The 12,237-nt window shown below is 43.6% G+C and carries 11 protein-coding genes; 6 read left to right on the top strand and 5 right to left on the bottom strand.

Annotation, left to right across the window (positions count from 1 at the left end):
* The 6 genes from FTU58_RS13415 to FTU58_RS13390 form a co-directional block, all read left to right on the top strand.
* A partial coding sequence (locus tag FTU58_RS13415; protein ID WP_180062576.1) for a zinc ribbon domain-containing protein occupies positions 1-184 on the top strand: 184 nt, incomplete at its 5' end.
* 272 nt (positions 185-456) lie between these two features.
* A complete protein-coding gene (gene cysM, locus FTU58_RS13410; protein WP_179988696.1) occupies positions 457-1,389 on the top strand; it encodes a cysteine synthase CysM in 933 nt (310 codons plus the stop codon).
* Between the two features lie 35 nt (positions 1,390-1,424).
* Complete coding sequence (locus tag FTU58_RS13405) at positions 1,425-2,300, top strand: 3'-5' exonuclease (protein WP_004974933.1); 876 nt, start codon at positions 1,425-1,427, stop codon at positions 2,298-2,300.
* Between the two features lie 6 nt (positions 2,301-2,306).
* Positions 2,307-3,698, top strand: a complete 1,392-nt coding sequence (gene rlmD / locus FTU58_RS13400; protein WP_179990030.1) for a 23S rRNA (uracil(1939)-C(5))-methyltransferase RlmD — start codon at positions 2,307-2,309, stop codon at positions 3,696-3,698.
* A 29-nt stretch (positions 3,699-3,727) separates the two neighbouring features.
* On the top strand, positions 3,728-6,034 hold the full coding sequence (locus tag FTU58_RS13395; RefSeq protein ID WP_004974935.1) for a bifunctional (p)ppGpp synthetase/guanosine-3',5'-bis(diphosphate) 3'-pyrophosphohydrolase: 2,307 nt from the start codon (positions 3,728-3,730) through the stop codon (positions 6,032-6,034).
* Positions 6,035-6,109: 75 nt separating this feature from the next.
* The gene (locus FTU58_RS13390; protein WP_180062575.1) at positions 6,110-6,763 is read left to right on the top strand and encodes a 4'-phosphopantetheinyl transferase superfamily protein; all 654 of its coding nucleotides are present in this window, start codon (positions 6,110-6,112) and stop codon (positions 6,761-6,763) included.
* A 90-nt stretch (positions 6,764-6,853) separates the two neighbouring features.
* Here the strand turns inward: FTU58_RS13390 and secF are convergent, their stop codons facing one another.
* The 5 genes from secF to FTU58_RS13365 form a co-directional block, all read right to left on the bottom strand.
* Positions 6,854-7,831, bottom strand: coding sequence for a protein translocase subunit SecF (gene secF, locus FTU58_RS13385; protein ID WP_179995101.1), 978 nt, complete (start codon positions 7,829-7,831; stop codon positions 6,854-6,856).
* Positions 7,832-7,839: 8 nt separating this feature from the next.
* Positions 7,840-9,735 carry a protein translocase subunit SecD gene (gene secD / locus FTU58_RS13380; protein WP_180062574.1) on the bottom strand — a complete coding sequence of 632 codons (1,896 nt, stop codon included), beginning with the start codon at positions 9,733-9,735 and terminating at the stop codon, positions 7,840-7,842.
* A 51-nt stretch (positions 9,736-9,786) separates the two neighbouring features.
* Positions 9,787-10,116: a preprotein translocase subunit YajC gene (yajC, locus tag FTU58_RS13375; protein WP_004974939.1), complete on the bottom strand. Its 330-nt coding sequence runs from the start codon at positions 10,114-10,116 to the stop codon at positions 9,787-9,789.
* Positions 10,117-10,219: 103 nt separating this feature from the next.
* On the bottom strand, positions 10,220-11,350 hold the full coding sequence (tgt, locus tag FTU58_RS13370; protein WP_004974942.1) for a tRNA guanosine(34) transglycosylase Tgt: 1,131 nt from the start codon (positions 11,348-11,350) through the stop codon (positions 10,220-10,222).
* Between the two features lie 149 nt (positions 11,351-11,499).
* Complete coding sequence (locus FTU58_RS13365; protein ID WP_180062573.1) at positions 11,500-12,120, bottom strand: hypothetical protein; 621 nt, start codon at positions 12,118-12,120, stop codon at positions 11,500-11,502.
* Positions 12,121-12,237 lie beyond the last annotated feature (117 nt).

The raw sequence follows: 12,237 nt of genomic DNA, 5'->3' as shown, positions 1-12,237 counted from the left end.
CACCCAAATCTGTTCGTGCTGCGGTGAGATCACCTCAAGTAGTCCCAAAGGTAGGACAGATCTTGGAATAAGAGAATGGGAGTGCATGAGCTGTGGTACAGCTCATGATCGAGATATAAACTCAGCTTTAAACATTCTTGCGCTTGGGCATAAGCGTCTAGCTGTAGTAATCACCCTCTTTTAAGGGGGGGAGGATGTCAATTCTCCTGACTGTGTTTTCATCTGTTTGGTGCGAGTGGTTCAGCTGCATCTCGCAATCAATCGGTGTGCATTTTTTTGCATCCATCCCGCAAAAGACAATCTGAAATTGTGTTCATCTTGCCTAGAATTGTGTAGGCAGTGAGTGATGCATAAATTGTCGGCAGAGTATTGCTGTTTTGATAAAAAGCCTGTGAAAAACGTGCAGGAAGGTGCAAATTTTCATACAATAAGCCCACCTTGATATTGGTGCAGAGCATGCTTGATACCCAATCAGATTTCCAAAGTGATGAATTTTTGTTAGATCATTATGTGGGCAAAACCCCATTGGTGCGTTTGCAGCGTTTGGCAAGTCATACGCAGGCAACGGTTTTGGCAAAACTGGAAGGCAATAACCCTGCGGGTTCTGTTAAAGATCGTCCTGCCTACAACATGATTATGCAGGCAGAAAAACGCGGTGAAATTCAACCGGGCGATACTTTAATTGAGGCAACCAGTGGCAATACCGGCATTGCTTTGGCGATGGTTGCAGCTATGCGTGGCTATAAAATGCAGCTGATCATGCCTGACAATATGAGCCAAGAACGTAAAGATGCCATGCGTGCCTATGGTGCAGAATTGATTGAAGTGACTAAAGCACAAGGCATGGAAGGCGCGCGCGATTTGGCTTTGCAAATGCAACGCGAAGGCAAAGGCTTGGTGCTGAACCAATTTGGTAACCCAGATAATGTTGAAGCACATTACCTGACCACAGGGCCTGAAATTTGGCAGCAAACGGGCGGTAAAATTACCCACTTTGTCAGCTCTATGGGCACAACAGGCACCATTATGGGGGTGTCTAAATACTTAAAAGAACAAAATCCAGAGATTCAAATTATTGGTTTACAACCTTCAGATGGTTCAAGTATTGCAGGGATTCGCCGTTGGCCTGAAGCATATTTACCAACCATTTTTGACCGTAGTCGTGTTGATCGTATTATTGATATTCCGCAAATTGAAGCGGAAAAAACCATGCGTAAACTGGCGCAAAAAGAAGGCATCAGCGCAGGCACATCATCGGGCGGTGCGGTATGGGCAGCTTTAAAAATTGCCGAAGAAAATCCAGATGCAGTGATTGTTTGTATTGTTTGTGACCGTGGTGATCGTTATTTATCGACAGGTTTGTTCTCTGTTCAAGATACTGAATTGTGATATTCATTTTTCTATCACCCATTGAGTAAGATTTTATGCGTTTACCTGTGCTGATTTTCGATATAGAAACCGTTACCGATTTGAAGTCAGGCGCGCATTTATATCAACTCGATTTACCCGAAGCAGAGCTTGAACAAGCATTAATGAAGTTGCGTCGCCAAGAGGCAGGAACCGATTTTCAGCGTTTGCCTTTGCATGAAATTGTGTGTATTTCAGGCTTGTGGATTGATGAACACGGCATGAAGCTGTTTTCCTTTAGCCGTGAACATGACAGCGAAGCGACAATGCTGAAAAAGTTTTTGTCTATTTTTGATAAGCGTCATCCGACTTTGGTCAGTTGGAACGGTTCGCAGTTTGACTTGCCAGTGATTTTATTCCGCGCCATGTATCACGGGCTGTCTGCACCAAGTTTATTTGATCAGGGCGAGATTGATCAGCAAAAGCGCTATAACAATTATCAAAACCGTTACCATCAGCGTCATGTCGATTTAATGGATGTGATGGCAATGTTTAATGGTCGTCATTTTCAAAAGTTGGATGACATTGCGTATTTGCTAGGTTTTCCGGGTAAACGTGTAGATGCGGGCTATCATGTTCCTGCATTTATGCAAAGCGGCGAATGGTCAAGGCTGACGCGTTATTGTGAAGGCGATGTCTTAAATACTTGGTTGATTTATTTGCGTTGGCTGCTGCTCAAAGGGCAATTGCTGCTTGAAGAGCATACTTTATGGGTACAGCATACCATTCAATATTTGCATACTCAGCCGCAGCATGCAGACTTTTTAAGCGTGTGGCAGCACAGTTCGCAGCAAACTGAATTTACCCGTACAGATTTTCCTGAACAAAGTGTCACCACGCCTTCAAATGAATCCGTGATGCCTTTTCAATCTTCCCCATCTTCCGATATTTAGACTGATATGAAACATCGCAGTAAAAACCGTACCACGCAGCAGGCTGAATATTGCTTTCAGGTGGAATCGTTGTCACATGAAGGGCGCGGGATTGCACACTACACAGCTCAGTCGGGTCATCCAGCCGAGAAGCAGGGGAAAACAGTTTTTATAGAGGGCGCATTGCCTGGTGAAACAGTACGCGCCAAAATTACGCATAGTAACAAACGCTTAGAAGAAGCCGAGTGTCTAGAAGTGCTGGGTGAGCCTTCGACATTACGGGTTACGCCACAATGTCCACATTATCAGCGTTGCGGTGGTTGTAGCATGCAGCATATTCAGTTGGATGAGCAGATTCATCTCAAACAACAGGTGTTGCAGTCGCATCTGCAACATTTTGCGCAAATTCAGCCTGAAGAATGGTTAGCGCCTTTGCGTTCACAGCGTGAAGATTATCGCCGCAAAGCCCGTGTTGGGGTGCGTTATATTGCCAGTCAAGACAAATTGGTGGTCGGTTTTCGTGAGCGCAATAGCAATAAACTGACCTCAATTGACCGCTGTATGGTGTTGGATCAGGCATTTGGTTCGTTAACACGAATCAAGCAGCTACTCCAAAGTCTAACAGGCAAGGCCCATATTGGTCATATAGAATTGGCGATGGGAGATCAAGAGATTGCTTTGGTGGTGCGGCATACAGAACAACTATCTGCAGCCGATATCAACCAGTTACAGCAGTTTGCGTTACAGAAACACTGGCAATTGTATTTGCAGCCTGAAGGTCCAGACAGTTTGCATCGGGTTGATGATCCGCATGCAGCAATGCGTTTGCATTATCGTTTAGATGATTTTGATGTGAGTTTTGGCTTTCATCCCCAAGACTTTACCCAAGTCAATTCTACAATTAATCCACAAATGGTTAAGCTGGCATGTGATTTGCTTAACTTAAAATCAGGTGATCGGGTGCTTGATCTGTTTTGTGGATTAGGCAACTTTTCATTGCCGCTTGCACGTTGTGTAGGTGCAACAGGAAAGGTGGTTGCTGTAGAGGGTTCAGAGCAAATGGTGCAGCGTGGTGCAGAGAATGCACAACGTAATGATTTAGACAATGTTAAGTTTTATTCACAAGATTTAACAAAAGATTTTTCGCATCATTCTTGGGCAAATCAAGGATTTGAGGCATTATTAATTGACCCTCCGCGTTCAGGCGCAGAGGAAGTGATGTATTATGTGCCCAAATTTGGCGCAGATAGAATCGTTTATGTGTCTTGTAATCCAGCCACACTCGCAAGGGATGCAGGTGTATTGGTCAAGCAGGGCTATCAATTGAAAAAAGCAGGCGTGATGGATATGTTTCCGCATACGGGGCATGTCGAATCCATTGCCTTGTTTGAGAAAGAAAAGCAAATAAACGATTTATAATATGAAGTACATAGAGGTAGGAGAAGGGTATGGTCACAGTACGTGAACAACTTCCTGGACGTTTAAATGAACTGTCTGAGGAAACGACTGTAGAACATGCCGAGCAAGCCCGACAGGATTTAGCAGAATGGCTAGACCGAGTACGCGGGATTTACGATGGGGCGGCACTTGAACAATTAGAACGCGTTGCCAATTACACCCTGAAAAAAGAGCTGGAAACAGACGTCAGTCATCCATCGCATACCTTATATACAGGTATTGAGATGGCGAATATTTTAGCGCACTTGCATGTCGATGAAGACACTTTGTCTGCAGCCATGCTCTATCGTAGCGTGCGTGAAAATGTCATGCAGTTAGATGAAGTGCGTGAAGAATTTGGTGAAGCAGTTTATGGCTTGATCAAAGGCACCTTGTCGATGGGTAAGTTGTCTGAACTGATTGAGAAAAATAAGCGTTTAGAAGACCATTTTAATAATAACCAGCGTGAACATTTAACAGGCATTTATAAAATGCTGATTTCCATGACGGAAGATGTGCGCGTGGTGCTAATTAAACTGGCAGAACGTACCTATTCATTACGTGAGTTGGCAACCGCTTCCAAAGAACGTCAGGAGCGTGTGGCGCGAGAAATTTTAACCATTTACTCGCCATTGGCACACCGTTTAGGCATTGCCCAACTGAAATGGGAACTCGAAGATTTAGCCTTCCGTTATTTGGCGCCAGACCGTTATAAAGAAATTGCGACGTTACTGAATGAAAAGCGTTTGGAGCGTGAAAACTACATTCAAAACGTAATTGAGCAATTGCGTACAGAGCTGGGCAATAATGGTATTCATGCCGAAATTAGCGGGCGGGTGAAACACATTTATTCGATTTATCGAAAAATGAAGAGTAAAAACCTCAGCTTCGATCAGCTCTATGACATTCGTGCTGTACGTGTTTTGGTGAAAACCATTCCAGAGTGTTACCACTCTTTGGGCATCGTACATCAATTGTGGCGGCATATTCCGCACCAGTTTGATGATTACATTACCAATCCAAAAGCCAATGGTTATCGCTCATTGCATACTGCCGTAATTGCAGAAAACAAGTCGCTTGAAGTGCAAATTCGTACCCTAGATATGCACGAAGAAGCCGAGCTTGGGGTATGTTCACACTTTAATTATAAAGAAGGTTCTAAAGCCACAGACCATTCGTTTAATCATCGTTTACATTCTTTGCGTTCTGTTTTGGAGCATTATCAGGAACGTAACGATGCCAGCGCACATAAAGAAGATGATGATTCTGAAAATTTTGAACAAATCCAAGAGTTTGAAGATTTTGAGAAAATTTATGTGTTCAGCCGTGATGGTGATATTAAAGAATTGCCACGTGGCTCAACGGTGCTGGACTTTGCTTATCATGTGCATACCGAAGTCGGCAATAAATGCTATGCCGCACGGGTCAATCAGCGCTATGTGCCGCTCACCTATACTTTAAAAACAGGTGAGCAAGTCGAGATTTTGACCAAAAAAGACCGTGAACCGAACCGTGATTGGTTGGTGAATTCTTTAGGTTATATTAAGACAGCACGTGCGCGCGATAAGCTGCGTCATTGGTTTAGACAGCAAGACCGCAGTAAAAATCTGGAAGTTGGGCGTGAAGTGCTCAATAAAGAATTGTCACGTTTGGCGATTCATCCAAAAAGTATTGATTTAAATGATTATTGCAATCACTTTAACGTCAAAACAGGTGAAGACATTCTGATTGGTTTGGTGAATGGTGATATTAGCCTGCATGCCTTAATTAATCAGGTCAATCGTCACATGCACTTAGATCAGGATGAACCTGAACTGGTGTTGAAGCCAACCTTGAACCCACGTGCCAGCCATACCTTATCGGCACATGGCATTTTGATTGATGGTTTGGATAACGTTGAACTGCATATCGCACAATGCTGTCAGCCTGTGCATGGTGAAGCGATTGCGGGGTATATTACCCTGAACCGTGGTGTGAGTATTCACAAAGTGGCGTGTTCGGACTATGTGCGTATGATTGGCAACGAACCTGAACGTGCGGTAGAAGCCGATTGGGAAATGCAGCCAACCCGTGGTCAAAGCGTGCAAATTGTGGTGGAAGCCTATGACCGCCGTGGTTTGCTCAAAGACTTAACCCAAGTGATTTTTGCCGATCAAATTAACATTCGTCAGGTGAATACTATTTCTGAAAGTGATGGTATCGCCAATATGAAATTGTTAATTGAGGTTAAAGGCTTGGCGCAACTTTCTCGTTTGTTGGCACGTTTAGAGCAGCAACCAGGGATTATCAGCGCACGTCGTTTGGTGCAAGGCAGCTAAGCGAGCACGCTTTAAAAAACCAGCATGTTTGCTGGTTTTTTTCTATCGTATTTCAGCCAAAATGGAGAAGGGCGGATGAATAAAACACCTAAAAAAATTTGTGTGAATGTTAGCCGCATTCAGCAGATTTTTAGCCCCGATCCAAGCACTGCACGCAATGAACAGATTCAGCAACAAAAACAGGCGATTTATCGGCATCGGAATCAATTGTTGTCTGGATACTTGGCACAAGATATTCAAAACAGCGATATTGAGCGTAACCTACATGGCAAACCATTTTTGACGGCATTCCCTCAATTGCAGTTTAACCATAGCCATAGCCGTCAACATTACGCTTTGGCAAGCAGCTTACAGGTACAAGATCTAGGTATAGATGTTGAAGACTTAGAACGTAAGGTACGTTTTGATGCTTTGGCACAGCATGCGTTTCATCCCAATGAACTCAAATACTGGCAAGATTTGGAACACGATGCTGACTATTGGTTTCGAGTTTGGACCGCCAAAGAAGCTGTGCTAAAAGCTTCGGGTTTAGGCATTCGTTTAAGTCTCAATGAGCTGGATACCCGTATGCATCCCAATGCACAGGGCGGCATTTGTCATCATCCACAGATTGGGCATTTTGCCTATCAAAACTTTCGTTTAGCAGATTGTATGCTGACCGTGGCATGGCGAGCAGCACCATCTTGCGCAGGCTTTCAATTTCCACAGATTCATATTATTCAGCATTAACATCGCAACGTCAGCGTAAATATCGCAATGCTAAGGCACAAAAAAGCCTATCCGAAGATAGGCTTGAATGTTGGTGTCAGCAGAAAAGCATTAAGGAATTTCTTGCTCTTCACCTTCAAATTCAGGTTTGACTTGAACAATAAAGTCCTGACGGTTCAGACCGCGCCATACGGCAAAGGCTGTACCAATATAAATAGATGAATATGTTCCGACAAATACACCCACAAACATCGCAATCGAGAACCATTTCAGACCATCACCACCCATGAGCATCATCGCGACTACAACCAATAATAGGGTCATAGAGGTGTGAATGGTACGACGTAAAGTTTCTGTCAGTGCAATGTTCACTACTTCAAGCGGTGTTGCACCACGGATTTTACGGAAGTTTTCACGAATACGGTCAGATACAACAATGTTATCGTTAAGTGAGAAGCCAATAATTGCCAATAACGCTGCCAATACAGTCAGGTCAAATGGCCATTGCATCATGGCAAAAATACCCAGTGTCACAATAATATCGTGGAACAATGACAGTACCGCACCCATTGCCAGTTTGAATTCAAAGCGAATGGTGACGTAAACCAGCATCAATAATAGCGCTAAAGCGACAGCGCCCGCAGAACGGACATATAGCTCATTACCGACTTGACCACCCACCACATCAACTTTAGGAACTGTTGCTGCATTATTTGGCAACTGTACCGCAGCGGTAATCGCTTTGGTTAGGTCTTCGGCTTCTACATCGTCTTGCACAGGCATACGCACCATGAGGTCGCGGTCAGAGCCCAGTGTTTGTACCACAGGGTCATTGAAGCCTGCTTTGATTAAAGCATTAGATACATCAGTCGCTTTGACAGGGTTACTATAATTAAGTTCTGCCGCAATACCGCCAGTAAAGTCCAAACCTAAATTTAAACCTTTAGTGGCAATAAAGAAGATGCTGGCAACCGTAAGTAGAATAGAAAGCAATGCCGCTGGCAAAGCAATCTTCATAAACGGAATCACGCGCTCATCATCAGGGCGACCGTATTTTTTTGAAGGCAGTTGAGTATTCTCAGTCATCAGTGATCTCCTTAAATGCTCAACTTTTTCAAGTTACGTTTTTTGCCATAAATGATTTGTACAATTGCACGGGTGACTGTAATAGCAGTAAACATCGAGCAGACAATACCAATCATGAGCGTCACCGCAAAGCCTTTGATTGGGCCTGTACCAATCGCAAATAGAATGAATGCCACCAAGAATGTGGTTAAGTTCGAGTCGAAAATAGTGTTATACGCTCGGTCATAACCCGCCACAATGGCTTGTTTGGGCGAGGCCCCCCACTTAATTTCTTCTCGTATTCGCTCACAAATCAAGACGTTGGCATCTACCGCCATACCAATGGTAATTACGATACCCGCAATACCCGGCAAGGTGAGTGATGCACCAATCCAAGACATCACGGTTAAAATCATGGCTAAGTTAAACACTAAAGCGAAGTTGGCAATCAGACCAAACAGACGGAAGAACACCACCATCCAGATTGCAACCAAAATGAAGCCAATCTGAGTCGACAATACGCCTTTATCAATGTTTTCTTGACCCAAGCTTGGACCAATCACACGTTCTTCGACAAAGTACATTGGCGCTGCCAAGGCACCTGCACGAAGCATTAAGGCCAATTCAGAGGCTTCTTGTGGAGAATCTAGACCTGTAATACGGAACTGCGAACCCAATACCGCCTGAATGGTTGCAGCATTAATGACGACAGATTCGGTATATGGGGTGCGTACTTCAGTTTGTGTGCCAGTTTCATCGGTCACATAGCTAATACGTTGTTTGTTTTCAATAAACAATACCGCCATACGTTTACCCACAGCGTTACGTGTCGCATCTGCCATGAGTTTACCGCCCGCAGCATCAAGGGTAATGTTAACTTCTGCACCGCCTGTATCTTGGCTAAAACCACTCGACGCATTTTGAACACGCTCACCCGTTAAAATACGGCTGCGGTTCAATAATAATTGGCGACCACTGTCCAAAGATTCAAAGGCAAACGCTTCTGTGCCAGGTGGTACTGTACCTGTCGCCTGACCTGTGTACGGATCAATATATTGATCATTTAAGTCAGACACCAAACGGAATTCGAGGTTCGCAGTACGACCGAGTACACGCTTCGCTTCAGCCGTATCTTGTACGCCTGGCAATTCCACTACAATACGGTTGCTACCTTGAGTTTGTACCAAAGCTTCAGCCACACCTAACTCGTTAATACGGTTACGTAAAGTAGTTAAGTTCTGATTGACCGCATACGACTGAATTTCCTGTTTACGGACATCGGTATAGTTCAGACGTAAGCTAGAACCTTCTGTGGTGGCTACAGCTTGCTGTGTGTATTCATTGCCGTTACGACGCAAGAAATCCATCACTGCATCACGGTCTGCATTATTGGCAAACTGTAGGGTGATGGTGTTGTTATTCAGCGAAAGGCTATTAAATTTCAGCTTGTTGTCACGCAATTGACGGCGTAAATCGGTGGCTGAAGTTTCCATACGCTGGCTGATGGCCTTGTCCATATCCACTTCTAATAAGAAGTGCACACCACCACGTAAGTCCAGACCGAGTTTCATTGGTTTTGCACCAATTTTTTGTAGCCATTCTGGTGTGGTTGGCGCAAGGTTCAGTGCCACGACATAGTCATCACCTAAACCGCGACGTAAAGCTTCTTTGGCTTTGAGTTGGGCTTCTGAGGTGTCTAAACGCAACAATGCAGCATTGTTGGTAAAGCTGTTGTCATGACTGGCAATATTTTCTGATTGTAAAATTTGCTCTGCTTTTTGTATGATGCTTTGATCAATTTGGGTACCAGCTTTGGCACCTGAAATTTGAACAGCAGGTTCATCTGGATACAAGCTAGGCAGGGCATATAATGTACTCACCACAAGAACAACGAGGATGAGCAGATATTTCCATGCTGGGTAACGCATTTATTTTCTTCTTAAAATGAAAAAGTCGTGCGTGAGCACGACTCTTTTTGATTAGAGGTTGTTTAATGTGCCTTCAGGAAGAACTGAAATGACACTCGCGCGTTGTACTTTTACTTCTACACCACGGTTCAGCTCTACCACTGCAAAATCACCTTCAATTTTCGTGATTTTACCCATAAGACCACCTGCGAATACCACTTCACTGCCTACGCCCAAGCTTTCAATCAGTGTACGATGCTCTTTGGCACGCTTTGATTGTGGACGCCAAATCAGGAAGTAGAAAATTGCAATGAAGACTGCAATCATTAAAAGGTTAGCCACAAGGCTTGGTTGTTGTGCAGCTTCACCTGCTGCGTGAGCGGTCGAAATAAAAAGGCTCATTTCATTTTCCTAAACTAAAAACTGGCGATCAGTGATCTGATAATAAATTGGGTTTGTTCTGCAATTTACCTTGTCTTTTTACTCAGCGCAAATACTGAAAAGACTAATCTTCAGGACAAGGCGGTACTTCTAGGCCACGACGGGCATAAAAGTCCTGTACAAATTCATCGAAAGTGCCGTTATCTAAGGCATTGCGAATATCTTGGGTAAAGCGTTGGTAATAACGTAAGTTATGAATAGTGCCCAACATTGACCCCAACATTTCGCCACATTTTTCTAAATGAAACAAATAAGCGCGGGTAAAGTTCTTGCAAGTATAGCAATCACAATGCGGATCGAGCGGGCTTTGGTCATGACGATACTTACTGTTACGAATACGCACCAAGCCATCGGTTACAAAGTAATGACCATTGCGCGCATTACGGGTTGGCATCACGCAGTCGAACATATCGACGCCACGACGAATTGCTTCCACAATATCTTCTGGCTTGCCGACGCCCATCAAATAACGTGGTTTATCTTCTGGCATTTTAGCTGGCAAATAATCCAGTACTTTGATCATTTCTTCTTTCGGTTCACCCACCGAAAGACCGCCAATGGCATAACCATCAAAACCAATTTCAAGTAAGCCGTTTAAAGATTCAACACGTAAATCTTCGTACATACCGCCTTGAATAATCCCGAACAGCGCGTTGCTGTTTTGTAGTTCATCATGGTGATGTGTTTTACAGCGTTTTGCCCAGCGTAAAGACAATTGCAAAGATTTTTGTGCTTCTTCATGCGTTGCAGGATAAGGCGTACATTCGTCAAAAATCATCACGATGTCAGAGTTCAAAGTTTTTTGAATTTCCATCGAGATTTCAGGCGAAAGAAAAACCTTTGAGCCATCAATAGGCGAACGGAAGGTCACACCTTCTTCTTTAATTTTACGCATTGCGCCTAAGCTAAACACCTGAAAGCCACCAGAGTCAGTCAAAATAGGCTTATCCCATTTGATGAATTCATGTAGACCGCCGTGTTGCTGAATCACTTCTAGCCCTGGACGCAAATATAAATGAAAGGTATTGCCTAAAATAACCTGTGCCTGAATTTCTTCAATATCGCGTGGCAGCATGCCTTTGACTGTGCCATACGTCCCCACAGGCATAAACACAGGGGTTTCTACCACACCATGAGCAAGTGTTAAACGACCACGACGGGCGCGCCCCGACTGACCTAATTTCTCAAACTTCATATATGTTCCAAATCAAGGCGAAAAAACAGTTCGCTGATTGTTCATGCTAAAAGTGCAATATTTTGCTAGATTCTGCACGGAATTGCCAGTTGAGATACGTTTTCCTTGGTAAAAATTGCGAGTAAATATTTTGTTCAAATCCATTGTGCTTACATGGCGTAAAATTGCTGAATACGTTGGGTAATTTCTTTATGTAAGGCAATTTCACCTTGTTCATGATTGTCCATTGCAGCAACGTGCTGAATTAAACGCTGAATATATAAATTACTGTCAATAAAACTCGGTTCTAATGTGAGCAAATAGGCTTCATGTGCAATGCTCAAATAATCATACGGTTCCACTTCTAAAAGTTGTGCCAGATCAATCAGCAAGTCTTTATCCACTTGTTGTAGTTTGAGCTTGGGTTGTGCGGTGGATTGTTCCATCGTGGTTTGAGGCGCTTTGTTGTGCAGGAATTCATCGAGCAAAGCACTTGGAGTGTTTAGAAATTGCGCTGAGTGGATTTCTACATCGACCTGTTTGGGCACATGAATAAAAAACAGAATTTGGCTTAAATCTAAGCCATAAGCGCCCGATAAAGATTGTTTAGCCTGCTGAAATATATCCAGTAAAAGTTCAAGATGGTTGTATTGCAGCGTGTCATTGGAATTCAGCAGAGGATTGCCATAGATATGTCGCTGTTTAAAATAATCTGCAAAAATATTTTTAAATTGATGCAGACCGCTAGAATTGTTGGCTTGAGTGCGATAACGCCATTTTTCTATCTCCAAGTGAAAGAGGACTCCACCCGTCAGTCAGGGTGGAGGTGAATTTCACAAATTTCAACCTTGTTGATTCTGAATATATTGTTTGATTATTTCCAAAGGCGCACCACCACAAGACCCTGC

The organism is Acinetobacter sp. YH12120 (assembly GCF_013418795.1).
Classification (GTDB): domain Bacteria; phylum Pseudomonadota; class Gammaproteobacteria; order Pseudomonadales; family Moraxellaceae; genus Acinetobacter; species Acinetobacter towneri.
Note: the sequence above shows the minus strand (reverse complement) of the source record. Positions and strands in the feature narration are given on the sequence as shown.